Annotated in this window: 23 protein-coding genes and 1 pseudogene; 10 read left to right on the forward strand and 14 right to left on the reverse strand. The window is 46.9% G+C overall.

The genetic code is table 11. The features are described from left to right. Positions 1 to 14 precede the first annotated feature (14 nt). The 4 genes from RCO84_RS10260 to porW all read left to right on the forward strand — a co-directional run bounded on the left by RCO84_RS10260 (position 15) and on the right by porW (position 5,745). Complete coding sequence (locus tag RCO84_RS10260; RefSeq protein ID WP_317585002.1) at positions 15 to 1,259, forward strand: 3-phosphoshikimate 1-carboxyvinyltransferase; 1,245 nt, start codon at positions 15 to 17, stop codon at positions 1,257 to 1,259. Between the two features lie 61 nt (positions 1,260 to 1,320). Then, positions 1,321 to 1,704, forward strand: a complete 384-nt coding sequence (locus RCO84_RS10265; protein WP_317585004.1) for a hypothetical protein — start codon at positions 1,321 to 1,323, stop codon at positions 1,702 to 1,704. Positions 1,705 to 1,770: 66 nt separating this feature from the next. Next, positions 1,771 to 2,571 (forward strand): metal ABC transporter permease, encoded by an 801-nt coding sequence (locus RCO84_RS10270; RefSeq protein WP_022122084.1) that lies wholly within the window; start codon positions 1,771 to 1,773, stop codon positions 2,569 to 2,571. A gap of 48 nt (positions 2,572 to 2,619) precedes the next feature. Beyond that, a complete protein-coding gene (gene porW, locus RCO84_RS10275; RefSeq protein WP_317585007.1) occupies positions 2,620 to 5,745 on the forward strand; it encodes a type IX secretion system periplasmic lipoprotein PorW/SprE in 3,126 nt (1,041 codons plus the stop codon). Between the two features lie 169 nt (positions 5,746 to 5,914). Here the strand turns inward: porW and RCO84_RS10280 are convergent, their stop codons facing one another. The 8 genes from RCO84_RS10280 to RCO84_RS10315 form a co-directional block, all read right to left on the reverse strand. Further along, positions 5,915 to 6,913 (reverse strand): phage antirepressor, encoded by a 999-nt coding sequence (locus tag RCO84_RS10280; RefSeq protein ID WP_317585009.1) that lies wholly within the window; start codon positions 6,911 to 6,913, stop codon positions 5,915 to 5,917. A 61-nt stretch (positions 6,914 to 6,974) separates the two neighbouring features. Continuing rightward, a complete protein-coding gene (locus RCO84_RS10285) occupies positions 6,975 to 7,535 on the reverse strand; it encodes a DUF5675 family protein (protein ID WP_317585011.1) in 561 nt (186 codons plus the stop codon). 13 nt (positions 7,536 to 7,548) lie between these two features. Further along, entirely contained in the window at positions 7,549 to 10,218 is a 2,670-nt protein-coding gene (locus RCO84_RS10290; protein ID WP_317585012.1) for a hypothetical protein, read from the reverse strand. 18 nt (positions 10,219 to 10,236) lie between these two features. Next, a complete protein-coding gene (locus RCO84_RS10295; RefSeq protein ID WP_317585014.1) occupies positions 10,237 to 10,740 on the reverse strand; it encodes a spore coat protein in 504 nt (167 codons plus the stop codon). Positions 10,741 to 11,005: 265 nt separating this feature from the next. Next, the gene (locus tag RCO84_RS10300; RefSeq protein WP_218434695.1) at positions 11,006 to 11,602 is read right to left on the reverse strand and encodes a hypothetical protein; all 597 of its coding nucleotides are present in this window, start codon (positions 11,600 to 11,602) and stop codon (positions 11,006 to 11,008) included. After that, positions 11,599 to 12,834 (reverse strand): hypothetical protein, encoded by a 1,236-nt coding sequence (locus RCO84_RS10305; RefSeq protein WP_317585016.1) that lies wholly within the window; start codon positions 12,832 to 12,834, stop codon positions 11,599 to 11,601. Before RCO84_RS10305 ends, RCO84_RS10300 begins: the two co-directional genes overlap by 4 nt. A gap of 283 nt (positions 12,835 to 13,117) precedes the next feature. After that, positions 13,118 to 14,131, reverse strand: a complete 1,014-nt coding sequence (locus RCO84_RS10310; RefSeq protein WP_317585017.1) for a DNA cytosine methyltransferase — start codon at positions 14,129 to 14,131, stop codon at positions 13,118 to 13,120. Positions 14,132 to 14,139: 8 nt separating this feature from the next. Next, a complete protein-coding gene (locus RCO84_RS10315) occupies positions 14,140 to 14,370 on the reverse strand; it encodes a helix-turn-helix domain-containing protein (protein ID WP_317585018.1) in 231 nt (76 codons plus the stop codon). A gap of 307 nt (positions 14,371 to 14,677) precedes the next feature. Between RCO84_RS10315 and RCO84_RS10320 the strand changes: the two genes are divergently transcribed. Next, complete coding sequence (locus RCO84_RS10320; protein ID WP_317585019.1) at positions 14,678 to 15,196, forward strand: hypothetical protein; 519 nt, start codon at positions 14,678 to 14,680, stop codon at positions 15,194 to 15,196. Positions 15,197 to 15,295: 99 nt separating this feature from the next. Here the strand turns inward: RCO84_RS10320 and RCO84_RS10325 are convergent, their stop codons facing one another. Next, the gene (locus RCO84_RS10325) at positions 15,296 to 15,439 is read right to left on the reverse strand and encodes a hypothetical protein (protein ID WP_217756644.1); all 144 of its coding nucleotides are present in this window, start codon (positions 15,437 to 15,439) and stop codon (positions 15,296 to 15,298) included. An 82-nt stretch (positions 15,440 to 15,521) separates the two neighbouring features. Then, positions 15,522 to 16,433, reverse strand: coding sequence for an Rpn family recombination-promoting nuclease/putative transposase (locus tag RCO84_RS10330; RefSeq protein ID WP_317585020.1), 912 nt, complete (start codon positions 16,431 to 16,433; stop codon positions 15,522 to 15,524). A gap of 402 nt (positions 16,434 to 16,835) precedes the next feature. On the opposite strand from RCO84_RS10330, the pseudogene RCO84_RS10335 reads away from it, so the two are divergent. The 3 genes and pseudogenes from RCO84_RS10335 to RCO84_RS10345 all read left to right on the forward strand — a co-directional run bounded on the left by RCO84_RS10335 (position 16,836) and on the right by RCO84_RS10345 (position 19,057). Beyond that, positions 16,836 to 17,812, forward strand: a pseudogene (locus tag RCO84_RS10335) (IS982 family transposase). 448 nt (positions 17,813 to 18,260) lie between these two features. After that, positions 18,261 to 18,824 (forward strand): HU family DNA-binding protein, encoded by a 564-nt coding sequence (locus tag RCO84_RS10340; RefSeq protein ID WP_317585021.1) that lies wholly within the window; start codon positions 18,261 to 18,263, stop codon positions 18,822 to 18,824. Between the two features lie 137 nt (positions 18,825 to 18,961). Further along, complete coding sequence (locus RCO84_RS10345) at positions 18,962 to 19,057, forward strand: smalltalk protein (RefSeq protein WP_153092469.1); 96 nt, start codon at positions 18,962 to 18,964, stop codon at positions 19,055 to 19,057. Positions 19,058 to 19,175: 118 nt separating this feature from the next. Here the strand turns inward: RCO84_RS10345 and RCO84_RS10350 are convergent, their stop codons facing one another. Together RCO84_RS10350 and RCO84_RS10355 are read right to left on the reverse strand one after the other, a co-directional pair. Further along, a complete protein-coding gene (locus tag RCO84_RS10350; RefSeq protein ID WP_317585022.1) occupies positions 19,176 to 19,778 on the reverse strand; it encodes a lysine exporter LysO family protein in 603 nt (200 codons plus the stop codon). After that, a complete protein-coding gene (locus tag RCO84_RS10355) occupies positions 19,775 to 20,086 on the reverse strand; it encodes a LysO family transporter (protein ID WP_022122090.1) in 312 nt (103 codons plus the stop codon). Before RCO84_RS10355 ends, RCO84_RS10350 begins: the two co-directional genes overlap by 4 nt. Before the next feature lie 315 nt (positions 20,087 to 20,401). On the opposite strand from RCO84_RS10355, the gene porX reads away from it, so the two are divergent. Beyond that, positions 20,402 to 21,955, forward strand: a complete 1,554-nt coding sequence (gene porX, locus RCO84_RS10360; protein WP_317585024.1) for a T9SS response regulator signal transducer PorX — start codon at positions 20,402 to 20,404, stop codon at positions 21,953 to 21,955. Positions 21,956 to 22,005: 50 nt separating this feature from the next. Then, positions 22,006 to 22,416 carry a tRNA (adenosine(37)-N6)-threonylcarbamoyltransferase complex ATPase subunit type 1 TsaE gene (tsaE, locus tag RCO84_RS10365; RefSeq protein ID WP_022122095.1) on the forward strand — a complete coding sequence of 137 codons (411 nt, stop codon included), beginning with the start codon at positions 22,006 to 22,008 and terminating at the stop codon, positions 22,414 to 22,416. 70 nt (positions 22,417 to 22,486) lie between these two features. On the opposite strand, the gene trxA is transcribed toward tsaE, so the two are convergent. Together trxA and dnaE are read right to left on the reverse strand one after the other, a co-directional pair. Beyond that, positions 22,487 to 22,801, reverse strand: a complete 315-nt coding sequence (trxA, locus tag RCO84_RS10370; RefSeq protein ID WP_118066009.1) for a thioredoxin — start codon at positions 22,799 to 22,801, stop codon at positions 22,487 to 22,489. A 36-nt stretch (positions 22,802 to 22,837) separates the two neighbouring features. Next, positions 22,838 to 26,548, reverse strand: coding sequence for a DNA polymerase III subunit alpha (gene dnaE / locus RCO84_RS10375; RefSeq protein WP_144153658.1), 3,711 nt, complete (start codon positions 26,546 to 26,548; stop codon positions 22,838 to 22,840). Between the last annotated feature and the right edge of the window lie 40 nt (positions 26,549 to 26,588).

The following is a 26,588-nucleotide window of genomic DNA, read 5'->3' on the forward strand; positions in this document are numbered from 1 at the left end:
GAAACAAGAAGAAAATGAAATATACAATCAAGGCTCCACGCCAACTCAATGCAAGTATCAACTTGCCAGCTTCCAAGAGTATCAGCAACCGTGCATTGGTAATCAATGCCATGGCGGGATGCAAGTTGCAGCCACACAACCTGAGCGATTGCGATGATACAGAAGTCATCATTGCAGCACTGCGCGATATGCCTGATGTCATCAACATCAAGGCTGCCGGTACCGCCATGCGCTTTATGACCGCCTATCTTTCTGCTACACTGGGCGAGCATACCATCACAGGTACCGAACGCATGCAGAACCGCCCTATTGCTATCCTGGTAGATGCCCTGCGTTACCTCGGAGCTGATATACAGTATGAAAAGAAAGAGGGTTATCCTCCACTCCACATCGTTGGTAAGCCATTGGAAGGCGGACATCTCGAAGTGGTGGGAAACATCAGTTCGCAGTATATCTCGGCACTGCTGATGATTGGTCCTATCCTGAAAAACGGTCTTGAACTGAAGTTGACGGGCGAGATTGCATCCCATCCTTACATCGACCTTACGCTGTGGACGATGCAGAACTTCGGAGCCAGTGCCGAATGGACCGATGTAAATACCATCACCGTAAAGCCACAACCTTACAGCTGCGTAGCCGACTACACCATCGAGAATGACTGGAGCGCTTCTTCTTACTGGTATGAAATGATGGCGCTGAACGGAAACCCTGATTCTGAGGTAAAACTCGAAGGCTTGTTCGACAATTCTAAGCAGGGCGATTCTGTCGTGAAATACATCTTCAGTCTGTTGGGCGTGAAATCAGAATTTGAGAACCACGATGTTCTTTCTCCTATCAAGTTGAGAGTCCAGCGCTGTCCCTTGTCTCGTTTCGACTACGATTTCAGCGGTTCTCCAGACCTAGCACAGACCATCGTTGTAGCCTGCTGTGCCCTGGGCGTAAAGTTTAAGTTCACCGGTCTTGCCAGTCTCAAGATCAAGGAGACCGACCGCATCGAGGCATTGAAGAAGGAACTGAAGAAGGTGGGTTACGTGATTTATGCCGAGAACGACAACACGCTGATTTGGGATGGCGAGACCTGCGAGCCTAGTTTCGAGCCTATCGACACCTACGAGGATCATCGCATGGCACTTGCCTTCGCCCCTCTTGCCTTCAAGTTTCCTCAGATTGAAATCAACAATCCTGAGGTGGTGAGCAAATCCTATCCTCATTATTGGGAAGACCTCAAAAAGGTGGGATTTGAAATAAGTGAAGAGTGAAGAATTCAACAGCCTTTGCTAATCATAAAGTTCAAAGTTCAATATTCAAAGTTCAAAGTAAATGTTGTACCTGATTTTGGCCCTGGTGGTCCTAGGCTTGATAAGCGCCATTTTCGGCATCATCTCTCATCGCAAGGGGGAGGACGAAGAACCGCTGCAGGAAGGAGTTTCGTGCAATACCTGCAACGGAGAGAACTCCAAATGCGAACAGGAATGCATGATGGAAGCCGCCACCAAGGAAATAGAATACTACGATGACGAGGAACTCGACCGGTTTGCAGGAAGAGCTGCCGACGACTATACCGATGATGAGGTAGAGGAATTCTCGGAAGTGCTCTATACGATGCAGCCAAACGAAGTGGCGGGATGGAACCGAAGTCTGATACTGAGAGGTATCAACCTGCCCAACCAGATTAAGGACGAAGTCATCAGTTTTTTAAGTTAAACATGCAATGCGCAATGCGTAACATGCAATGCGCAAAGTTAAAAATTTAAAGTTCAAAGTAAAAACATGGATATACTGCAATATACATTTTTTCAGAACGCGCTGATTGGCGCCCTACTGGCAAGCATCCTGTGCGGCTTTGTAGGCACCTACATCGTCACCCGCCGGCTGGTCTTCATCAGCGGTGGCATTACGCATGCCTCTTTTGGCGGCATCGGTATCGGCGTATTTGCAGGCATCAACCCTATACTCTCAGCCATGGTATTCGCCATTTTGAGTGCCTTCGGCGTGCAATGGGTATCACGGAAGAAAGATGTGCGCAAAGACTCTGCCATCGCCATGTTCTGGACCCTTGGCATGAGCGTGGGCATCATCTGCTGTTTCCTTACTCCTGGCTTCATGCCCGACCTGCCCTCTTTCCTCTTCGGAAGTATACTTGCCATCGACAGCACAGACCTCTGGCTTCTGGCAGGTCTTACCCTGTTTGTAGCATTGCTGTTCACCTTTCTGCTGCGTCCTATCCAGACCATCGCATTCGACAGCACCTTTGCCAAATCGCAACATCTGCCGGTTACAGCAATAGAATATATGATGATGACGCTCATCGCCATGACCATCGTGGCAACCATCAAGATGGTGGGCATCGTACTTGCCATCAGTCTGCTCACCATACCACAGATGACAGCCAACCTCTTCACCTACAGCTACAAACGCATGATAGGAGCCAGCATCGTGATAGGCTGCATCGACTGCATCGTAGGCCTCTATGCCAGTTATCTGCTCAATGTGCCATCAGGTGCAACCATCATCTTCGTCAGCATCATCCTGTTTGCAGCAGCAAGGATACTGGCAGCCAGAAAGCACTAAGGCTTTCACACGCTCTGAAAGAAAAATTTTAAAATAAAGAAGAAACTTATGTTGAAGCATTTCCCATTCAGAAACTTCTTGCCAGCTATGGTTGTCCTTGCCTTTGCAATGACCATAGCAGGATGCTCTACGCAGAAGAATACGGCGAAGAGCAGATGGTGGCATGCCTTCAACGCCCGATACAACACCTATTATAATGGTACCGTAGCCTATATAGAAGGCTCGCTCGAAAAGGAAAACGGAAATAAGGACAATTACTCTGAAATGATTCCTTATTATACGGTTAGCAACAAGAACAGCCGCGAACTGGGTAAGTCGAACTACGACCGCGCCATCGAGAAATGCGAGAAAGCCATTCACCAGCATAGCATCAAGCGCCGCCCGGTATGGGACAAGAAACGCCGCAAGACTGCCAAAGACCTGGAATGGCTGCAGCGCCGTGAATATAATCCGTTCCTCTGGAAGGCATGGATACTGATGGGCCGTTCCCAGTTTTTTGAAGGCGATTTCCAGTCGGCAGCAGCCACTTTCGCCTATATGAGCCGTCTCTACGCTACCCAACCCGGCATTTACGGCAAGGCACGTGCCTGGCTCGCCAAGAGTTATCTCGAATCGGGATGGATATACGATGCCGAAGATGTAATCCGTAATATCGAGCGCGATTCCATCCACTGGCGTGCCCAGAAGGAATGGGACAAGACCTATGCCCTCTACTATCTGAAGACCGGACGCTATCAGGAGGCCGTTCCGTATCTCCGCAAAGCCATCGGCTATGAGATGCGACGCAAGCAGAAAGCCCGTCTCTGGTATCTGATGGGACAGGTAGAAGCACAACAGGGACATGCCCAGAATGCCTACCGTGCCTTCAAGCATGTCATCCGTCTCAATCCGCCTTACGAACTGGAGTTCAATGCCCGCATCTCCATGACCGAGGTACTGGCAACCAACAACTCCCGGAAGATGGTATCTAAATTGAAGCGAATGGCAGCGAGCGACAAGAATCAGGAATATCTCGACCAGGTTTATTATGCCATCGGCAACATACATCTCAACCAGGGCGATACCCTTCAGGCTATTGCTGCATACGAAAAGGGTGCCGCGAAATCAAGCCGAAACGGAGTAGAGAAAGGTGTATTGCTGCTGCATCTGGGCAATGTATACTGGCAATGCCACCGATATGGGGATGCCAAGCGATGCTATGATGCAGCCATCGGACTCCTAGACCAGGACCGCAAAGACTACAAACAGCTCTCCGACCGTTCGAAGGTTCTCGATGAACTGGTGCCTTATACCGACGCCATCCATCTGCAGGACTCCCTGCAATCACTCGCCCGCATGAGCGAAACAGAAAGAAACGTCGCCATTGACAAGGTAATAGATGCCCTGAAAAAGCAGGAAAAGGAAGAAAAGAGAAGACTTGCCGACCAGGAACTGGCAGAACAGCAGGGCAACTCTGACTTCGGAAGAAACAACGGCAATAATAACAGCAGAAACAACAGAAATCAGGGAAACAGCAATGCCTCTTCCGGCTTCGGAAACGGAACCATGGGCAACGGCGGTTTCGGCAACACCAATACCTGGTATTTCTATTCCCAATCTGCCGTAGCCCAAGGCAAACAGCAGTTTGAGCGCCTCTGGGGCAAACGAAAGAACATAGACAACTGGCAGCGGAGCAACCAGACCGTAGTGGCCGATGTCAAAGGTGTAGAAGAAATGACAGATGAACTGCGCGATTCGCTCCTCAACGAGGCACAGAAGAAAGACCTTGAGAAGGAGAAAGAGAAGAACCTGAGTGCAGAGGAAGATCCGCATCAGCGTGCCTACTATCTCGCTCAGATTCCGCTCACCGAAGAGAAGATGGCAGAAAGCAATCAGATTCTGGACGATGGACTGCTGCATGCCGGCATCATTCTGAAAGACAAACTCAATGATCTGGACGAAAGCGAACGCATGCTGCAGCGACTGGTGAAGAAGAACGCAGCATACGAACATCTCGATGATGCCTACTATCACCTCTACCTGCTCTACAACATCCGGAAGCAGCCAGCCATCGCCAGCCGCTATCTCGACCTGTTGAAAGCGAATTATCCGGAGAGCCAATGGACCGCCCTACTCACCTCTCCTTATTATGAGGAAGATGCGAAGATGGGCATTCATCTCGAAGATTCGCTCTATGCTGCCACCTACGATGCCTTCAAGGCTAACCTATATAATAAGGTGGTACACAACAGGGCTATCTCTGACAAGCGCTATCCTGAAGGAGCCAACCGCGACAAGTTCCTCTTTATCGGCGGACTCACCCAGCTCCACGAGGGTAATATCCAGGCTTGTCTTGATGATATGCAGCAAGTGGTAGAGAAATATCCGAACAGCCGACTCAGCGAGATGGCAGGAATGATTCTCAACGGAGTGAAAGCCGGCAGACAGCTCAAGGGCGGCACATTCGACCTGAGCAATGTATGGTCACGCCGCAACGCCGTACTCAATGATGATATCAAATCCAAAGCCAAGGTATTCAACATTGAGCGTAACGAGCCGTTCGTCTTCATGCTCGCCTACGTTCCTGATTCTGTAAACGAGAACCAGTTGCTCTTCGAGATGGCGAAATATAATTTCACCTCCTATCTCGTTCGCAATTTCGACCTCGTCATTGACGAGCAGAATGGTCTGCACCGCATGCAGGTAAAGGGATTCCGCAATTACGATGAAGCACGCCAGTATGCCAACGACATCTACCAGCATCAGGCCATCACCCAGCTCCTCTCAAAGGGAGCCCGAGGCATCGTAATCAGCGAGCCAAACCTCCTGCTGCTGGGCACCAGTCTGAGCTACGACGACTATACCCTCTTCTATACCCAGCATCTGGCACCGCTGAAAATCAGCAAGGACCCACTGCTTGAAGAACCGGAGGAAATCATCCAGCAGGAAAAGACTGATGATTCAGAAGAAAATGAAGAAGAAACCGGAACTTTGGAAACAGGAACTACCGGTGAAATAGAAACCGGAACTACCGGAACATTCGATAATGGTACAACCGGAACATCCGAAAACGGAACAACCGGAACCCAGGGAACCGATGCGGATATAAAGGAAGAAAAAGCGCCAAAGACAACTTTCGACAACGACGACAGTCTGGATTTGGATAGTGAAGAATATGATTTAGATGGATTTTAGTGGACAGTCAGCTGGAGTATGATGATTTCGTCAGTATGTTTTGAGATAACTGAAGTTTCACAAGTCTTGCCCCACACGCTTTCCAAAAAGTAAAAAGGTAAAAAGGTAAAAGAGCCTAGCGGAATGTTAAGCTAGGGTGCTCTTTTTACCTTTTTACCTTTTTACTTTTTTACCTTTCAATGAGTTCCCAATATCGATGGGCAAGGTCATGGATGAACTTTCGTCCTCGCTCGGTCCATACGAGATAGGTATGGGTGTAGGCTCTGCCCATCTTCTCCTGTCTGCCATCGCTCTTCGGGTCGAGGAAGGCGCTGTAGCGGGTACGGCTCTTTGCCAAGCCCATGTGAGCATAATCAGCATAGAGAAGGTACTGACCGCTCTGGTAATACTGGATATGCAGAGCACAGAGCGAGCGGTTCAGCTCCTGGGCAGTGATACCGAGTTCCTTCGCAATCTGCGTAGTAGTGAAGCAGGAAACGGAATCGAGCACGTTATCGCTATAGAGCGCTTTCGGCAGAAGATTACCCACCTGATTCTCCAACTGGATGATGTTATCACCATTCTTAGCGATGCGAACCACCTGCTCATCCACCACATCATTCAAACGGCGGATTTCCGTATCCTGTTCGCCGATAAGCTTCTTCTGCTGTTCAATCTGCAGACGCTGCTTCTTCAGCAGATTCTCCTTCTCCTTGAGCGTAGCACGGAGGATTTCTTCTGCATGTCGGATTATCTCCTCATCGCTCTCGCCCTGCTGTACCGGGATATAACCACCCGTCTTGCGAATCTGTGGCAGCACATCAGCCGTAACCCAGTTCTTGAACTTCACGGCAGTAGAAAGCTTAGAGCCGAGAACCAAAGCATAAAAACCGCTCTCGTTAACATAGAGCATCTGACACCAGCGATTTGCTGCGGTTCCATCCTTCTTCTTGCCAGTCACTACCCATACGTCGTGTTTCACGACACAAGGGTCATCAACATGTCGCTGGATGGCATCACGCTGGTTCTTATACCCCAGCACATCACAGACATCCTTTGCGCAGAACAAAGGTTCTCCGTTCTCATCGGTCAAGGTACGAATCTTACCGAATTCAGGGTTTTCAAACACGACAGCAGCTGCTGCCTTCTTATCCATTTCTACTTTATTTGTATTAACTGACTTTACCATAATAATTTGTTTTTAAAAATTAATAACTAAAAATTCAACATTCAACACTCAACATTCAACATTAAATGATTGTAATCCAAACGCTCTCCTCCCGTTCTCTTGCTGCGGTAATGGCATTCATGAGCCGATGCAGCCAGATGCGGGAATTGAAGACAGCACCCTGTAATTTATTTTCACCTACCAGAATGCAGCCCTGCGTATCATCGGGATAATTACCGGCATGAATGCGGATACCATCAAAATCAGGAACACCCTGCACCAGCGGAAGCCACTTCTTAAACCTTGGCGATTTCGAGATAACAACAGGATACGAGCCCTCCGGTATCGCCGTATGCCCCAGTATCTTGCGGGCTTTCTTACCCGATACCCTACTGTACCGTCCATCCTCCTCTTCCGGTTTCAGTTCGACACCCAGGAGGTTTCTCCACGTAGGCTCCAGGGTATCACAGAAGTAATGCTCCTTGTCCAACTTCGCCTTATCGAAGCTGTGCTCAAAGATACGCTTGTCGCCTATTTTTACCCCCGAACGCCAGGTACGCTTCACGTCCTTATCGCTCAGGATATAAAGATGACCTATCGTATAAGTCTTCTTCTTTGCTATTCTTTTTACTACTATTTCCATAACTCAAACTCCATTAAGATTCTAATATTTTTACCTCTTTACCATCCTTGCGGTTACGTAGCTTTTCAAAACTGAATAACTGAATACTGATTACGTCACCCGTTACACCCTTAGGCGGAATCTTCCGGATATAGTTTCGGTTCACCCAATTACGCAACATCGAAGGAGTGCCCTTCTTGTCCATGCCCAACTGCGAGCGGAGATATTCTGCCTGCTGGAAATTAAAGACATCAGGCAACTGCTGCAACAGATTTGCCGGTCCACGCTTACTCGATTTCTCGTTCGAAAAGTTCGCCCTCTTGATGGCATCACCAAAGAAACGCATCTTGCAGTAGAGGTCGTAACGCTCGCTCCAGCGGATGAACTCATCTATCTCCGGCTCCCATTTACAGCCGTTCGCCACATACAGCACACACGCCTTCAGGTAGGCGATGACGTTGGCACGGAAGGAAAGATTCTCATAAACCCTATCCTGCGACAGACGTGAAAACTCCGCATTCTCATCCTTCAGTTTGAGGGCAAGCTGGAATGCCTCAGGGCAGTCAATCAGTCCCCTGGCGTTGTTCAGATTCTCGATATAAGGCTTCAGCCCCTCTCGGTAAGCATCATCGTAATTACCAAAGACAGGCATTTCATCACCGATTTCACGCTCCGGAATGGTACAGAAATTGATGCGGCTTATCGGACCATCTGTCAAAACTTTTGAGAAGTAACGCTGTCCTTTCTGGATAGTGGTAGATGCGTTCCAGTTGAATCGGATGGTTACACGCTCCGTAACGCTTGATATGCCCACGCGAGTCTGGCCGTACTGGTTGTCGCTATCTGAGGCAAGACACATGATACGGAAATGCTGGTTTCCGGTACCCTTCAGAGCATCAAACTGATCCAGCTCATTGAGCGAAGTGTAAAGAAATCGTCCCTGCGCCTCAGCGGTTCGCATCACGAATGCCGGATTGGTCATATCGGCATCAATCTCCTGTATAACGAGGTTGTCCGGTCGCTTACGCTTGTCCTTGTTGGCGCCCTTGCGCGTCATCTCCTCCTTCCATTCCTTCTCACGTTTCAGATTCTCCGCATCCCGCTTCCGGATATCCTCCATAATATAGCTAATCGGCTTGTTCACAGAAGATTTACCAGCGCCCGTACCAGCCAGCAAGCACGTAGACAATGTAGCCTCATGCACTACATTATCAATATATCGGAAGCTTGTCTGCCAGAGATGTGTAGCCAACGGAGGGAAGATAGCGTGCGCCACTGCCGGCTTATAAATCTCCGGTGTCCGAGATATCAGCAGTTCCACCAGTTTCGGCAGTTTCTCCGGCATCTCCGGCGGGTCAGGATAATCCTCCTCGGAACTTTGAACTTGGAGATTTGAACTTTGAACTGAATGATTACCATCTGCCCTATTAACTTTCAACTGTAAACTATTAACTTGCTTGCTGGCCTGTTTTTCCGCCAGCGCATTCACCCTTATCACATCCCTCGACATCGGCTTGCAGCTGTCAGCATATTTCGCATAGAAATCATGTATCAGCTGATGGCAATCCGGCTCCTGATAGTAGCTCGGCATTTTCGTCCTCACCACCTTCATCAGTTCCTCTTCGCTCATCACCCTCGATGCGCCTGCGCTCATGATAGCGAGGAGCGAAGAGTGCCGAGACCCAATGGTATCAATCGCCATTCCTTCAAGCCCTGCCGACTGCACGAACAGATCAAAGGCTATCAGATTCTTCTCACTGGCCTCTCCCAGTTCACCAGTGCCACGATTGCCTCCAGGATTCCCGAGATGAGAATCATCAGCATGATTGCTATTACCAGATTGGGCAGACTGAACAGCAGTGCCAGCAGGAGCAGCATAATTGCCATGATTGCCCGAAAGTCTATTGTTTTCATTACTTTGAACTTTGAAATTTGAACTTTGAACTTTATGATTACTATTAACTATTGCATCCCCGCTAGGCGTCCCTGGGGATTTGCAATCCCCGGCAAGTAAGCTATAAGAGCTCTTCGCATTTCCGCGGCCGTCCACGGTAAGCCCACGATTAAGGAACGCTTGTCTGCGAGCCTGTATTTCGCTCTCCGGCAGCACTGCGCACCACATTTTAGACCGGTAGATTTCCGAGTCCTTATCCGTCAGGAAAATCATTCTCTCAGGTGTGATGCAGCTCTCATCATAAGGCACACCCAGTGCCTCACAATACGCCTTCTGCGTCTCCTCGATGGTCATCCCCACCGGCATTCTAATCCCGATATGCAGTTTTTTGCGAGCGCTATAACAGAGATGCAGCAACGAGCCGTTCCATATCCCGGAAGAGCAGTTCAGCTCGCGCGCCTTTTCGATAGCCTTCTCCACATACTCCTTATCATCCACATCGATAATCGTCTGGAAGAGAAAGCTTTCCGGCAAGGCATTCTCCTGTCTGCGCACATTATTCTTGAACATGCCGTAGTGCGGACAGAAGAAAGGCAGCTCGCTCTTCAGCCTCTCCTGCGCCTTCTTCACCGTCTGCGCATCGTTCAAATCCACTCCGTCAATCGGCAATTCACCCCGAATCTGCTGAATCATCTTCTTGATTTCCTCCGACCCGATGACCTTATCATAAGTATCGATATTGTAAGAAAAAACTTTCCCCTTATTTCCCTTACGATAAGGATTAATTGCCACTACATGTACTATCTCCATTTTACCTCCATATTTTTATTAATCGAATACTTCGCTGTTAATCATGATATACCCTGAGCCATAACTTACATTGATAGGCAGAATCAGCGAGTTATCCGAAATCTCGTCAACCCCGTTCGCCTCGAAGAGCGAAGCATTCTCGGCATCATTCAGTCTGCTCTTGACGAACCCTAGCACCCATTTTGCCGCAATCTTCTCGGCAGCAACATCCTTGTCAACGAGGTCCTTCACCAGCTGTTCATCGCAGAAGTTGATATCCGCATTCACGTTCTCAGCCTCCGCTTCTTCCTTCCCCATTTCCTGGTTCTCGAAGAAGAGGTTATACTTGATTTTCATATCCTTCATCATCACGATGTTCAGATTTTTCAGTTCCCCCTCCGAGTCAGCAATCGTCTCGTAGAGTTTCTGTACCGACTTCTTGAAGATGTTCTTTACGTCCATCAGACAGTAATAGATTTTCCCGTCAATCACCACCACCCTCAGTTTTCCGTACTGCGGATGAGCAAAATAAAAAGGTTTCATTGCTTTCATCTTATAAATTCCTTTTTAAACAGTTGGGCGCTCCCACAACGGTTGATGTGCCTATACACAAAAGCCCCCGAAACTCAGACCATATCGGTTCTGAATTCCGGGGGCAAAGGTAGGAAGAATGTTTCTTTACGTCATTTCCGCCGAATACGCGAAATAGCATTTGACGGAAAAAGAAAAGGGGCAAACTTTTCGGAATGCCCCTTTTAACAGGTACTTTCAATAGCTAAACTTTTTTCTTTACGCCAAATAACACCCGTTATTCTGCGTAAGAATCAGACTCGGGTAGCGACATCATATAATCGTCTACCTTCGCCTCAACATCATAATCAATATTCCCCTGAGAGATTTTCTTTCTGATATAATCAGCATAAGATTTACGGGTTACGCCCAATTGCAGATGACAATCCTCATTCAGAAACCGGGCAACAGAGGAGCCATTCGGCACCCCAGGTCGGATATATCCCTCTTTCTGCCAAAGTTGATAAAAAGCTACCACACTCTTGTTGAGCAGACCGGTACTGGTAGAAAGTTGTTCCCCAGAAAGGTGATGCACTTTAAGATAATTCACGAAAATGCCAGCCAGCCTTGCCGTCAGCTTTAAATCTTTTTTACCATTCTTATCCAGAAAGAGCGCATCTGGAGTTCTACCTGCAGAGGCAGAAGAAGAGACATCCGAAGAGTCAGAATCAGCAGAAGCAGAACATTTCTCCGTATCATCCACCGGTTCGGCATCTTCATCTTTAAAGAAATCTGCCACAATCTGCTGGAGAGCCTCAAACGTTACGTTACCTCCAATAGTCAGTTCCTTATGATGGTCGTTGTGTACGACATTACCCGCATAATATACATTCATTTTTTATCGTTTTTAGAATCCAACATTTCTTTATTTGATGCATCATTGCCAGTAGTCAGATAGAGCTGACGGCTATGATCTTCATGATTCGCACCTTTAGCATAATAAGTTCCACAATTGATAACAGAAGGTTCAGGTTCTGATTTCTGAATAATCTTCTCAGACAGTTCTGCCTGAATCTTAGTCCATGCCGGGTCTTTTGCCAAGATAAAGCAAAGATTACCGAAGATGGCAGATGCCAAAGAAGGATTCATACGCAGCAACTGCTTCTCTATCACTTCAACCGACACACGCGACTCTACAGCCTCAGCAAATTGCTTCGTAGCCTTTTCCATTTCGGAAGACAACTTCTCCACGGAATCCTGCAACTGGTTAGCCTTCTCATTCAGTTCATCATAACTCATGAATCTGTTTTTCATCATCTCTTCAAAATCAGCACCGAAGATGATATTACACAGCTCATCCAAATCATCCTTCTGCGGTGTAGTCTTCATGATATTTTCCAATCTCGCCATGTGCTTCGCCAGTTTCTCTTTTTTCTTGGAAGTATCAAAGAATTCATCCCTTCGCATCAGAACCACCTTATGGAATATGTGTACATAGGAATGGCAAGACGGCGAAATAGCCACATTGTTGATAATCTGTAAGAAGCCTTTGAAATTAGACCCTACGATTCTTCTCACCATAAAAGAATACACATGTGTCAAGTAGCTCCAGTTTTTATCCAGCTGTTTCTCCAGGAAATCCTTATGTGATTCCGACAAATCCGTATGCTCTATCATCAAATATGCAGACATAATGCACAGCAATTCTCCACGCACACTATCACCGTTAACTTCCAGTTTCTCAATCTCTTCATTAATCGTATCCTCTGGCCATTGCTGGATATACGGGCGATAAGACTGCGCCATAATGCTGTGCAACAAACGAAAGAATTCATATGAACCTTTCCACTTGTAATACGCAGAATTCAGTACATCCAATATATTGTGCTCGCCTACAAGTTTATCTAGCCCATCGTAGGAATACATCCATTGGGCTATAGGGAAGAGTACCTCACCCCTATCGACCTCCTCGGAATAGTTTCCCGACAGGAGCCGCCTATAAATAGGTGTCATCGCTTGATGAAAGATTTTCTTCCAGTACGGGTCATGAAAACAGCAGTTCCAGTCTTCTGCCGTCTTACGAAGATTCCATCCTACTGGCGCTTCTTCGCCACTAAAGATTTTCATTAAGGGTCTTACAAAATGTTCTTCTATTATATTCTCTATCATTTCCATTATCTCAATTTTTAGGCACGAAAAAGCCCCACCAAGTTTAGAGCGCTCAGTCTCATCACCTGGTGGGGCCTTCCGTTCGTTGTTATTGAGGCACAAAAGTAATGATTTTATTTTAATTCTCCAAAAAATATTTCACTTTTTTTATTTTCACCTCATTTTCTTCGTTTCTCTATTATTTGATACCTATAAATTGGCTCAATGAGATAATCAAAATCGCAGAAAAAAGAAATGTTTCCTACGCCTTCTTGCTCTTGATGCCTCTAGACTCAAGCATCCTCTTAATCTGCTTAGCCATGTGATAAGCCAGATTCACGGGCACGGCATTGCCTATCATCTTATACCCCATATTCACATCGGTATAGATAAACTTGAAATCATCGGGGAACGTCTGCACTCTCGCCACTTCTCTCACCGTCATACGGCGATAGAGATGCTCCTTACCTGGCACAAACTTCTGCAGATTCTTCTCTACCTTAATCATCTTCGGTGCCTGAGGATGGAGCTGGCACTGACGACCGCTAGCCTGCACCGTAAATCCAGGTTCATCCCATGCTCTTACTCTGTTTCTCGACATGAAGATAGGTGAGAATGCACCTATAAAGTATTCGTGGTTTGGCACCTTGCAGGCATCACCATTGCTATGATTCTTCTCCTTAGCAGGGATTGCCGAATCCTTCAAGTCCCAGATTGCCTCACGAAGCGTTGGCCGATGACTCTGCGGTGTAGGATAAATAAACTCCTTGATACCCAGATCTTTTCTGAAACCTACATAGAACACTCGGTCTCTGTCTTCAGGAACATCAAAATCATTGGCATTCAACATCTGAAGATTCACATCATATCCTGCCTCATCGAAGAGAGCCAGGAAGTTCTTAACAGCCTCAGCATTGCGGGCAGCCAGCATCCCAGACACATTCTCAGCTACGAAAAAGAGTGGCTGCTTATTCTTCAATATGCGGATGTAATCATAAAAGAGCTGTCCTCGTGCATCATTGATTCCCTTCAGCGAACCCGCTTCGCTCCAAGACTGGCAGGGAGGACCACCGATGATACCATCAATTTCATCTGGGAAATCCGAAGGCGACAGCTTCCGGATGTCTCCCTCAATGAGATGAACATCGGGGAAATTGGCACGGAAGGTGGGGCAAATCTTGGCATCAATTTCATTTGCTATCATTATCCTGAAACCAGCTATCTGGAAGCCTAAATCAAGACCTCCAGCTCCTGAAAACAAACTGATCAAATTCATAGCTATCCTTATGCCTTACCCATAATATCGTCTGAGGCACAGAACTCCTTCCCGTCCCTGCCATTAATCAGACTCCTTACATCAACATCCAACACTTTAGCTATCCTATCCAGAACATTGATGGTAGGATTCCCATTGATATATTTATAGCAAGCATCTCTAGTTACGCCCAACAGTTGGCTCAATTCCTTCACAGATATACCTTTGCGCTTTAAAACTTCTTTTATCAGCAATTCCATAATTCGTTATTTTTAGATTGCAAAGATACATTCCGCACAAATAATTCTGTAAAGAAAAAGGCCAATAAAGGCCAAAAGAAGGCCAAAGTTTGTTAATGTATAGCTACAACTATACAAATACCTGATAATCTTATAGTAATAAGTATACAACGGCATCTTACACGAATTCTAAAAACAAGGTTTCCAATAAGTCACAATATAAGAAAAGTTTACTTGATGTATAGTTATAGCTATACAAATAATAGGATTTTCTCTTGGCCATATCGACAAAAAACCTTATCTTTGCCAAGAAAAAAGATTCTGAATTATGCAAGATACAAACATTCAATATCAATTCTTTCCACGTTCCATAGGATTAATCGAACCTATGGAAGAAGTTATCAATGTATTTAAGAAAGCAGAAGATAAGATTTCGTCTTCTACAAACGACTTGAAGTCTGATGGTGTTTTATCTATAGTTCGTCCGGAACTCGAAAAAATCGGTTATTGCGTAGAACAAAACAAGAAGGATGAGGGAAAAATAAAAGTACCTGTTCTTTTCGGATGCAACAACAACATAGACAAACATTTTTATGCAGATGCCATTAGTGCAGACAGGAAAATTGTTATCGAGGTAGAAGCTGGCAGGGCCACTGAGAACCACCAATTCTTAAAGGATATTTTCGAAGCTTCTATGATGTTTAGCGTGGAATACTTAGTGATTGCAGTGAGAAATATTTATCGCAATCACAATGATTTTGAAAGAATCTATCCGTTCTTAGAAACAATGTATATTACAAATAGAATCAAATTACCTTTGAAAGGGATTTTACTTATTGGATACTAAAACAAGGACATTCACTAAGGCTTATTTATCAAAGCCTTGATGAATGTCCTTACTGATAATCTCTGCTATATCCGCATATATCTCGTGCGACATCAAATATCAGAACTGAAATTCAAAGTCACACTTCTCCACGTTGCGCAACTTCTCCAGTTGCTCAGCCTTATGAGCCTTCAGCCTCTTTACCCATTCTGCCAGCTTGGGAGAAGAGCTCTTTATAACTATTGTTTCATTTACATGTACCATAAGCCTATAGTTTTATATATCGGGGCAAAATTATCAGGTTCTTTCTTATCTTCGCACCATCGTATAAACTTCGAAATATACACTACGCCTGAAGCGGCTTCAATTCTTCTTCTGTCAATCCAGTAGCCTGCATGATTTGCGACCAAGACATACCCATTGCCAACAAGTTACGGGCTATTGTCAAACCTTTAGATAATTCACCTTCTGCTCTACCTTCTGCTCTACCTTTAGCAATACCTTTAGCCATTCCTTTTTCCTCTCCTTCAACATAAGAGCCATAAAGGCCGGAGTAGTAATCATCGGCGGCCTTAATACTTTCATCGTATTTTTCCTGCTCCTCACTACTCAAGCAACGAACATCCGCCAATTTAGCAAGATGATCGAATATCTTTTTCTGTGCCGTAAAAGGCAATCTTTCCAATACTTCCATATACTTCAAAACATAAATCCATTTTTCAAAACCTGTCTCGCATTCTTCCTCACTCTTATCAAAGAAAGGAAGAGAAAGATAGATGAAACGAAGCTTGTCAGAAAACATCGAGTCACTAGACTTCTCCCTCAAAGCAACGTCTGTCCTAAACTTTGTCACCTCATGCTCCTTTGGCATAAAATTCATGATGCAAACCACATAAACCGGTACAAACTGGTATAAAATAGCTGTGCGGACACCAGCTTCATCAAATTTCTTGCGTTGGGCAATAAAAGCCTTACTAGCATAATAGATGGAACGATTCACAAAGAAAGGTACCCATCTGTTCTGCATCTCAACGATGAAATGCTTGTCATCGTCGGTAACACAATAGATGTCAAAGATGCAGCCACGGAGATCATTAGTATCTCCAAGCTGTTCCTTATCCTTGAATGTTACGTCCTTGATTTGAAACTCACCTTCAAACAAGTCGTTCAAAAAATTAATCAGCAAGTCCTTGCTGAACTCTTGACCGAAGAGACGCTTGAAGCCCCAATCGGTAAAGGGGTTGATGTATCTACCCATAAATTATCAATTTAGATTCTGTAAATCTGCCGCAAAGATAAACTTTTATTTCGAAACATGCAAGAAAATCGGGGAAAAGTTTAGAAAAAGTTGCTGGCAAGGGGAGAATGTTTATAAGTGTGCGAAAATATAAGAAAGAAGAAATGGTATCCGATTATTCGGATTCTTTTGTATCTTCGCGACATAGAATCAAAAGAAAAGAATTATGAAGAAAGTATCAAATGACACCATCCGTATTCAGTATTCAGTTATTCAGTTTTTTTTTTAACCCTTACATGGATAAAGGGTTTGAAAACCCGGAAGAAAGGGATTGGTTATTTTGTAATGTATTTTTTGTTATTATATTATATTATATAACCTGTTGGCGGAATTAAAAAACCGCCTGAAAATTAGTATATTTTTATGGAGAAAAAGTTGTGCATCTCGTTGATTTTTAGTAACTTTGTAGTGTCCAATTATAAAGTTATATATTTCACGCTATGCACAACTTGTATGCAAATTTCGTAAAAATTCTTGAGATATGCAAGGATTTCTCCAAAAATTTAGTTAATGAGCTAGGAAATATTCCTCGCCCTGGAGTCGTACCACGTTTTTCAGACCTCGAAGTTGTTGCTTTGAGCTTGACAGCCGAGCATCTTAGCATCGACAGTGAAAACAACTTGTTCGATAGGCTGAAGGAGTATAAGGCAGATATGCCAAATCTGATTTCTCGACGCCAGTTCAATGACAGGCGAAAGTTCACTGCGGAACTATGTGAGAAGATTCGTAAGCGCATAGCGTCAAAGATGGATGGCGCAGAAGAATATTTCTGCATAGATTCCAAACCAATAGAGGTGTGTCGCTTGTCCAGAGGCTTGCGTTGCAAGATGAAAGGAACAGACGTAACAAACTCTCCTGCATTTGGCTATTGCGCTACTCAGAAGATATACTACTTTGGGTATAAGCTCCACGCTGTCTGTGGGTTAAGTGGAGTTATCCACTCGTATGACCTGAGTCCAGCTAATGTTCATGACATTCATTTTCTTAAAGATGTAAAGTTTCAATTCCATGACTGTTGCATCCTTGGCGATCGTGCTTACCTCAGTGCGGAACTACAGCAAGACTTGTTTTCTTCTGTAGGCATCAAGTTGGAAGTTCCATATCGCTTGAACATGAAGAATTGGCGACCAACATTTAAGCCTTATGCTAAGGCGAGGAAGAGAATCGAGACAAATTTCTCTCAACTTTGTGATCACTTCATGCTCTTCCGAAACTATGCTAAGCAAACACCAGGACTGTTTACCCGAATCATTGGGAAAATCAGCGCATTTACAGTCTTGCAATATATTAATTATGTAAACAACAGACCGATTGGCAGGGTTAAGTATGCGCTAAATTAATTCCGCCAACGGGTATTATATATTATATATAGATATATAGATAGTATATAAACTTTACTTTTTAAGGGGGTAAAAAGTAACCCATTAAAAAAAACTGAATAACTGAATACTGAATAAGGTGCTGTGTTTTCTTCTCTTTAACTCTATGTTTTCTCTTCTGAAAAAGTATGAGTTGCGGGGCGCAAAACGGCGAGTTAGATTGTTTAACAGGTTTCGGATTGAAAGCGTGCTGAAAATCGCGCCTTATCACACGCTGAAATTTGGTGGTATCGGGAAATTGGCGTATCTTTGCACTGTCGTTCGAAGAAAGGCTGCACTCGACAAAGCTTAAGCAAGCTTAGCTCTGTTCTCGTTTGCACTTTCTTTGCATCGTGATTCAAGAAAGGCTTGTGCACCCCACCAAGTCAACATTCAACATTCAACATTCAACACTAAAAAATTTAAGATTATGGAAGTAAAAGGAACATTGAAATATCGTAAAGTACAGCGCACACCTCAGACTGGTGAAAACGCAGGTAAGAAGAAGTGGTATGCAACTTCGGTAACCGACCGCGAAGTGGACTTCGAGGGATTCGTATCGCATATCTCCGACCACGGCTCGCCTTACTCTCGTGGTACTATCCACGGTGTGCTGATGGATGCACTCGACCATCTGCAGGAGCTGATTCTCGACGGCAAGAGCGTGCGTCTCTCTGACCTCGGACTGTTCTCCATCGGTATGAGCTCCAAGGCGGAGGACACCAAGGAGAAGGTGACGGCTGCCAGCGTGGAGGGCGTACATCTTATTGTACGTAACACGAAGAGCTGGAGCAATGCCGAGCTGCGCAAGAAGTGCAAGATTCAGGAGTACGGCGGCTATATCGGCACCGACGAGGAGGGCACCACAGGCGGTGGCGGCACAACTCAGGGCAGCGGCTCTGACACCGGCCAGGGCGGCTCAGGTACTACCGGTGGCGGAACCCAAGAAGGCGGCGGAGGCGGCTCTCAGGATAGCGGCGATGGGCTTGAATAAAGCCCTCGCCTGAGGGCCGCCCCGCAGGAGCGCCTAACGGGGGGGGGTGCGTCTCTCCCTAACACCTAGCGGAAGCCAGCGCATTCCCCCACCAAGTCAACATTCAACACTCAACATTCAACATTAAAATAAAGATTATGAAAGCAAATACTTGGAAAACGATTTTGCAGATTGCAATCTCCGTCCTTACAGCCATCGCTACTACGCTCGGAGTTACCAGCTGCAGCCTTTAAAGGTAAAAAGGTAAAAAAATGATGTTTTTTAAATTTTGATTCGACATAGTAAAGCCCTCGGTGCATAACGCATCGGGGGCTTTTTTATTTAGGTCTTAAGAACTGCTTTTAGTTATTTCTACAAAGAACAGAAGAAGGTAACCAGGAAGGGTACAGAAAAGTCGACACAGAAGCCATGGAAGATGGAAACGATGATGAAACTCTCGCCCGAATATCGGGTGATGATTGGCAACGTTGTATCCATAGTCGTGGCTCCACCTACACTGATAGGTGCCAGTTTGCCGAAGTATTTTGCCAGCAGCGGAGCACACAGCAGGGTGAGAATCTCGCGGCAGATGTTGGCAAGAAGGGCGATGGTTCCCAGTTCGGCGCCCCGGTATTCGGTGATGAAGATACTCGAAAGTGAGTAATATCCGAATCCTGAACCGATTGCCAGACAATCGGTAAGCTGGCGGTGGCTCAAGATGAGAGATACGGCGGCACAACCTGCCAGCGTACCCAGAATGGTCGTCACAGGGAGCATCATCAGACGGGGATTCACCTTCTTGAAACTCTTCAGCACAGAGGTATCGCAACCGATGCTGATACCTACGCAGAACATCAGGCAGCAGAGTGCATAATAGCTCACGTCGCTATCCAGAAGACCTGCCGGAATCACATCACACAAGCCTACGATGATGCCCAGAATAAAGAAGCTTACGATAATCAAACTGCCTTTCATGCCTTGCCTCCTTTCCCGGTTTCAGCGTGAGCCGACGATTTAGCCTGCTTTGCTGTAACATACTTCCACAATGCCCAAGCAAAGAGTGCACTACCCAGACTGCCTCCCAAGGTCAGGGCTATCGCCTCAAGTCCCAGGGTCTGAAGACCGCTGATGATACGAGGGTTAGAACCTACCTCGATACCGAGCAGGAACAGGAGTACCCATATCAGAGCCGTGATAATACGGCCGATAAAACTCATTTTCTTGTTGCGGAGCAGATAGCCGGTACCTATTCCGCATAGCATAATCATTACTATCTTGAGCATTGTTTCTTGTTTTTCTTCTTTATTTTATTGTTCGTTTTTATGAATTACTTTACCGTAAAAAACGGATTCCCGGTCGCATTATTGCTTAATAGGCAAACTTTTCAAGTAATTGCGTCTGATCATAATGCTTACGTTTAGTTATACAAATAAGTTTTAATTAACCTATGTTTTTAGGTTTTGTCACAAGGTAATACAAACGTTTTCATAAAAAGTACCAAAGAATCTTCATCATTAACTCTCTTTAACACGAAGTCGTGTTCCTCATTCCATTTTTCTTTGTACTTTAGCACCCCGAAAAGAAAAAGGATATAAAATATGAGCAACGGATTATTACTTTGGATAGACGACGAGATAGAACTTCTCAAGGCACACATCATCTTTCTGGAAAAGAAAGGATACGAGGTGCAGACGGTAAGCAACGGCCCTGATGCCATTGAACTTTGCCGCCAACAGACCTTCGACCTCATCCTGCTCGATGAGATGATGCCGGGACTCAGCGGACTGGAAACCCTACTACGCATCAAGGACATCCAGCCTGCCACACCGGTAGTGATGTGCACCAAGAGCGAAGAAGAAAACATCATGGACCAGGCAATCGGTTCAAAGATAGCCGACTATCTGATTAAACCCGTAAACCCGAACCAGATTCTGCTGTCGCTCAAGAAGAACATCCACCGCAAAGACATCGTGGCGGAGGTGACGCAGAGCGGATACCAGCAGGAGTACCAGCAGATAGCCATGCAGATGATGGAATGCAGAAGTGCGGAAGACTGGATGGAGATTTACAGGCGACTGGTAAGCTGGGAACTGAAGCTGAGCGATACGGCAAGTCCGATGGCAGAGATGCTGGGCATGCAGAAGGAAGAGGCTAACCAGGGTTTCGCCAAATACATAGCCAAGAACTATCTCGACTGGGTGAGTCCCGACAACAGAGACCGCCATCTGATGAGTCCCGACATCTTCAAGCGCAAGATATTCCCACTGCTCGATGAAGGCAAGAAGGTGTTCCTGATTGTGATAGATAACTTCCGCTATGACCAGTGGCGCATGCTGGCTGAAGACATCGGCGACCTGTTCGACATCGATGAGCAGCTCTACATGAGCATCCTTCCTACCGCCACGCAATATGCGCGCAACGCCATCTTCAGCGGCCTGATGCCGAACAAGATAGCCGAAATGTTCCCTGACCTCTGGGTAGATGAGGACGAGGAGGAAGGCAAGAACCTCAACGAGGCGCCGCTGATACAGACCCAGATAGAGCGATTCAGAAAGCACCATACCTTCAGTTATCACAAGGTGAACGATTCGCAGGGTGCCGACCGCTTCCTGGAGCATTATAACGAATGCCGGAACTACGATTTGAACGTGCTGGTGATTAACTTCATCGACATGCTCTCTCACGCGCGTACCGAATCTAAGATGGTGCGCGAGCTTGCCAACAACGAGAGTGCCTACCGCAGCATCACGCAGAGCTGGCTCCGCCATTCGGTTCTCTCCGAGCTCTTCAAGCTCCTTTCGCAGAGCGATTACCAGGTAGTGCTCACCACCGACCACGGCAGCATCAGGGCATCGAAACCAATCAAGATTGTAGGCGACCGCAATACAAACACCAACCTGCGCTACAAGCTGGGCAAGAATCTGGCTTACCAGAGCAAGGAAGTTTTCACCATCAAGGAGCCTCAGCGTGCCCAGTTGCCTGCACCTAACCTGAGTACCTCGTATGTATTTGCCACAGGCGACAGTTTCTTCGCCTATCCGAATAATTACAACTATTATGTGCAATACTACAAGGATACCTTCCAGCACGGCGGCATCTCGATGGAGGAAATGCTCATACCGCTCATCACACTGACACCGAGAAAAAGGTAATGTCAGTTAATAGTTAATAGTTGATAGTTAACAGTTTATAGAAAACATATATGAAGATAAAAATTGACTCATTAGACACGATCCATGAAGCAGCCAAGGAATTTCTGCAGAACATGGGCGACGGCAAGGTCTTTGCCTTCTATGGCAAGATGGGAGCCGGAAAGACAACATTTGTAAAAGCCATTTGCGAAGAACTGGGCGTAGAAGATGTCATCACATCTCCTACCTTCGCCCTCGTAAACGAATATACAGCGGGCGACGGCTCACCTGTCTACCACTTCGATTTCTACCGCATCAAGAAACTCGATGAGGTATACGATATGGGCTACGAAGATTATTTCTACAGCGGCAACCTCTGTTTCCTGGAGTGGCCGGAACTGATAGAAGAACTGCTGCCGGAAGACTGCACCAAAGTGACTATCACCGTCGAAGAAGACGGAACAAGAAGCGTAGAATGGTAAACAAAAAAGCATCTGGCTGAGAACATATTTTCTCAAGCCAGATGCTTTTATCATTTCCTATCCAGGCTGATTACAGGAGAGCCTGGAACTTCTCGGTGAGGGTTGCCTTAGAGGCTGCGCCAACAAACTTGTCTACCAGCTGGCCACCCTTGAAGAAGAGGATGGTAGGGATATTACGAACACCAAACTCCATAGCGATGTCGTCGTTCTCCTCTACATCACACTTGCCTACTACCAACTTGCCGTCAAACTCCTCAGCAAGTTCTGATACGATAGGAGCAATCTGGCGGCAAGGACCGCACCATGTTGCCCACAAATCTACTACCAATGGCAGTTCGCCATTCTTGTAGCTCTCGAAATTCTCGGTTGTAATTGTTACTTCCATTTTTCTAAACTTTTAAATATTAAACTAAAATTATCTCTAATTGATCTGATAGCTCATCTTAGGATGCTGCTCGATATACTGAATGAGGGCATGGCCCACGCCTACCGTATGCTCACGGGCACGCATCAGCAGATAGGTATTGCTGTCTACATCATGTATCTGGAAAAAGAGCTGCGCCTTGCCCTCGTCATTCTCCAGAATGGTCTGCAGGTCGCTAACCATCGTTTCATCTATCGCATCGCTCTCCACATTGATGGTGAAGCGGTCGATGCGGTTCTCCTTGACCGTCTGCAGATACTCTACATTGCCTATCTGGAAATCGAGATAGTTGGCATTGCCGTAACGGGAAACGCACTTGGCGGTGATGTAGATGGTGCTGCCTTCAACCATGATGCCGCGCCACTTGCCCCAGTCCTCGCCAAAGAGAGCCAGCTCGCCTGAACCCTCAAAGTCTTCGAGCGTAACGAAACCGCACGGCTTGCCCGTCTTGGTAAACTTCGACTTCACACCCGTGATAATGCCGCCCAGCACCACATCCTCCTTCTTTGCCAGCTCCTGCTTGTCGCCCAGTTCAGAGCAATGGGTATTGCAGAGGGAATTGAGGATGATGCTGTACTCATCGAGCGGATGGGCAGAAAGATAGATGCCCACAAGCTCGCGCTCACGGTTCAGACGTTCGATGGTGCTCCAGCTCTCTGCATCAGGAATAGGCGGCGTAGCTATCTCTATCGCCTCGGTACCGCCAAAGAGTGAGTTGGCAGCCTCGTGCTGCTCCTGCTGGAAGAGCTGACCGTAGCGCACCAGCGTATCAAGGAAAGTTTCGCCCTTGTTGTTCTTGCCGAAGAACTGCTCGCGACGGATGCCAAAGCTGTCGAAACCGCCACTCAGCGCCAAGGTTTCGAAAGCCTTGCGGTTCACGCTGGAGTAATCTACACGCTCGGCAAAATCGAAGATGCTCTTATAAGGTCCGTTCTTCAGACGCTCTGCCACGATGGCATCGGCTGCCGGAGCACCCATACCCTTGATGGCTGAAAGACCGAAACGTATCTCTCCATGCTCGTTCACACCGAACACGCGGTAACTCTCATTCACATCCGGACCCAAGGTCTTGATGCCCATCGACTGGCACTCCTCCATCAGCTTGGTGATTTCGGTAATCTGTGCAAAGCGTCGGGTCATCAGCGCCGCCATATATTCGGCAGGATAGTGTGCCTTGAGATAGGCAGTCTGGTAGGCTACCCACGAATAACAGGTGGCATGAGACTTGTTGAAGGCGTAGGAAGCAAACTTCTCCCAGTCGCCCCATATCTTCTCCAGCACCTTCGGGTCGTGGCCGTTCTCCTGTCCCTGTTTGATAAACTTAGGCTTCATCGCATCTACGATAGCCTTTTTCTTCTTACCCATCGCCTTACGCAGGGCATCTGACTCGCCTCGGGTGAAGCTCGCCAACTGACGGGAAAGAAGCATCACCTGCTCCTGATAGACCGTGATGCCGTAGGTATCCTTCAGATACTTCTCCATACACGGAATATCGTATGTGATCGCCTGCTTGCCGTTCTTGCGGGCAATGAAATCAGGGATATAATCCATAGGTCCCGGACGGTAGAGGGCGTTCATGGCGATGAGGTCCTCGAATACCGTAGGCTTCAGCTCACGGAGATACTTCTGCATACCCGGCGACTCGAACTGGAAGGTTCCGATGGTCTGACCGCGCTGATAGAGCTGATAGGTCAGTTCGTCATCGATAGGGATGGTATCGAGGTCAACGACATCGCCCGTAGTCTGCTTGATAACCTTGCATGCCTCCTTCATCTCGGAGAGGGTCTTCAAGCCCAGGAAGTCCATCTTAATCAGACCGGTGGTCTCGATGACATGGCCGTCGTACTGCGTTACCGCCGTCTTCAGTCCCGGGAAATCAGGGTCATCGGCAGTTGATACAGGCACCCAGTTGCTGATAGGGTCGCGGCAGATGATGAATCCGCAGGCATGGATACCCGTGCCTCGGATGGTTCCCTCGAGCATCTTGGCATACTTGATGGTATTGCTCTCGCGGGGATCGTTGGAGAACTCAGCCTCGCGCAGCTCTGGGGTATATTTGATGGCATTGGGCAGGTTCATCTTGGCACCGTCAGGCAAACGGTCCGGGATAGCCTTGCAGAGTGCATTCGCCTTATCCAACGGCAACTTCTCTACACGCGCCACGTCCTTGATGGAGTTCTTCGTCGCCATGGAACCATAGGTTATGATATGGGCACAGTTCTCATGACCGTACTTATCCATTACCCATCTCAGCACCTTGCCTCGGCCGTCATCATCAAAGTCGGTATCAATATCCGGAAGGTTCACACGGTCTGGGTTCAGGAAACGCTCAAACAGGAGGTCGTACTTCAATGGGTCAATCTTGGTAATGCCCAAGCAGTAAGCCACCACCGAACCTGCCGCAGATCCACGTCCCGGGCCCACCATCACGCCGAGTTCCTCGCGCGCCGCCCTGATGAAGTCTGATACGATGAGGAAGTAGCCCGGGAAACCCATGGTCTTCATCACGTGGAGCTCGAAGTTTACATGCTCGTCAACATTCTCGGGCAGCGGGTCGCCATAAAGCTTTTTGGCTCCCTCGTAGGCAAGGTGGCGAAGATATTCTGCCTCAAACTTGATACGGTATATCTTATCGTAACCGCCCAATCGGTCGATTACCTTCTGACCTTCCTCTGGTGGCAGCGGGTTCTTGCCGTTCTCATCAGTGGTAAACTCCTTGTAGAGGTCTTCTTCTGATACCTTCTGTCGCAACTGCTCCTCGGTACCGAAACTCTCCGGAATCGGGAAGAAAGGCATGATAGGACCATGGTCGATGCTGTAAATCTCCACCTTATCTAATACTTCGAGGGTATTGGAAAGTGCTTCGGGGATATCCGAGAACACCTCGTTCATCTCCTGGCGGGTCTTGAACCATTCCTGCTTGGAATAGCGCAGACGGTTAGGGTCGTCGAGATCCTTGCCGGTAGCGATACAGAGCAGATGGTCGTGAGCCTCGGCAGTCTCCTTATCCTCGAAGTGGCAGTCGTTGGTGCACACCAGTTTGATGTTAAACTCCCTTGCCATCTTGATAAGTTCCTTGTTGGCACGCTGCTGCAACTCGTAAGCCTCGCGGTTGGCAAGCAGACTTGGATCATCGGGCACTTTATGGCGCTGGAGCTCGAGATAGTAATCATCGCCAAAGAGGTTGTGGTACCACTGGCAAGCCTCGCGGGCTCCTTCCAGGTCACCATGCAGAATCTTGGATGGCACCTCGCCTGCAATACATGCCGAACAGACGATGAGGTCTTCGTGATACTTCTCCAGATCGGCACGGTCGGTTCGTGGGCGCATGTAGTAACCATCCACCCACGAATTGCTCACCAGCTTGATGAGGTTCTTGTATCCATTATAATTCTTGGCAAGTACAATGAGGTGATAACCGCTCATATCGCCCTTATCCTTCTCTCGGTCGGCTTTGGTTCGGCGTGCCACATACATCTCGCAGCCTATGATAGGCTTGAAAGGTTCGAGTCCCTCCTTCTTGCGGTCTTTATTAATCTTGCCGCAATAGTCGGTAAGTTCCTTGATGCCGAACATCACACCGTGGTCGGTTACCGCCATACCCTTCATGCCGTCCTTGATGGCCTTATCTACCAGATGCGGTATCTTCGACTGACCGTCGAGGATGGAGTATTGGGTGTGTACATGCAAATGAACAAAATCTTCCATTATCTGTTTAAAATTCGAATTTTGACAACAAAGTTACGGC

Source organism: Segatella copri, from assembly GCF_949820605.1.
Lineage (GTDB): Bacteria > Bacteroidota > Bacteroidia > Bacteroidales > Bacteroidaceae > Prevotella.

Bases quoted from the DNA above. Each gene is read 5' to 3' on its own strand.
- RCO84_RS10260 (WP_317585002.1), top strand. From the start codon at position 15: ATGAAATATACAATCAAGGCTCCACGCCAACTCAATGCAAGTATCAAC.
- RCO84_RS10265 (WP_317585004.1), top strand. From the start codon at position 1,321: ATGTTGTACCTGATTTTGGCCCTGGTGGTCCTAGGCTTGATAAGCGCC.
- RCO84_RS10270 (WP_022122084.1), top strand. From the start codon at position 1,771: ATGGATATACTGCAATATACATTTTTTCAGAACGCGCTGATTGGCGCC.
- porW (WP_317585007.1), top strand. From the start codon at position 2,620: ATGTTGAAGCATTTCCCATTCAGAAACTTCTTGCCAGCTATGGTTGTC.
- RCO84_RS10280 (WP_317585009.1), bottom strand. From the start codon at position 6,913: ATGGTAAAGTCAGTTAATACAAATAAAGTAGAAATGGATAAGAAGGCA.
- RCO84_RS10285 (WP_317585011.1), bottom strand. From the start codon at position 7,535: ATGGAAATAGTAGTAAAAAGAATAGCAAAGAAGAAGACTTATACGATA.
- RCO84_RS10290 (WP_317585012.1), bottom strand. From the start codon at position 10,218: ATGGAGATAGTACATGTAGTGGCAATTAATCCTTATCGTAAGGGAAAT.
- RCO84_RS10295 (WP_317585014.1), bottom strand. From the start codon at position 10,740: ATGAAACCTTTTTATTTTGCTCATCCGCAGTACGGAAAACTGAGGGTG.
- RCO84_RS10300 (WP_218434695.1), bottom strand. From the start codon at position 11,602: ATGAATGTATATTATGCGGGTAATGTCGTACACAACGACCATCATAAG.
- RCO84_RS10305 (WP_317585016.1), bottom strand. From the start codon at position 12,834: ATGAAAATCTTTAGTGGCGAAGAAGCGCCAGTAGGATGGAATCTTCGT.
- RCO84_RS10310 (WP_317585017.1), bottom strand. From the start codon at position 14,131: ATGAATTTGATCAGTTTGTTTTCAGGAGCTGGAGGTCTTGATTTAGGC.
- RCO84_RS10315 (WP_317585018.1), bottom strand. From the start codon at position 14,370: ATGGAATTGCTGATAAAAGAAGTTTTAAAGCGCAAAGGTATATCTGTG.
- RCO84_RS10320 (WP_317585019.1), top strand. From the start codon at position 14,678: ATGCAAGATACAAACATTCAATATCAATTCTTTCCACGTTCCATAGGA.
- RCO84_RS10325 (WP_217756644.1), bottom strand. From the start codon at position 15,439: ATGGTACATGTAAATGAAACAATAGTTATAAAGAGCTCTTCTCCCAAG.
- RCO84_RS10330 (WP_317585020.1), bottom strand. From the start codon at position 16,433: ATGGGTAGATACATCAACCCCTTTACCGATTGGGGCTTCAAGCGTCTC.
- RCO84_RS10340 (WP_317585021.1), top strand. From the start codon at position 18,261: ATGGAAGTAAAAGGAACATTGAAATATCGTAAAGTACAGCGCACACCT.
- RCO84_RS10345 (WP_153092469.1), top strand. From the start codon at position 18,962: ATGAAAGCAAATACTTGGAAAACGATTTTGCAGATTGCAATCTCCGTC.
- RCO84_RS10350 (WP_317585022.1), bottom strand. From the start codon at position 19,778: ATGAAAGGCAGTTTGATTATCGTAAGCTTCTTTATTCTGGGCATCATC.
- RCO84_RS10355 (WP_022122090.1), bottom strand. From the start codon at position 20,086: ATGCTCAAGATAGTAATGATTATGCTATGCGGAATAGGTACCGGCTAT.
- porX (WP_317585024.1), top strand. From the start codon at position 20,402: ATGAGCAACGGATTATTACTTTGGATAGACGACGAGATAGAACTTCTC.
- tsaE (WP_022122095.1), top strand. From the start codon at position 22,006: ATGAAGATAAAAATTGACTCATTAGACACGATCCATGAAGCAGCCAAG.
- trxA (WP_118066009.1), bottom strand. From the start codon at position 22,801: ATGGAAGTAACAATTACAACCGAGAATTTCGAGAGCTACAAGAATGGC.
- dnaE (WP_144153658.1), bottom strand. From the start codon at position 26,548: ATGGAAGATTTTGTTCATTTGCATGTACACACCCAATACTCCATCCTC.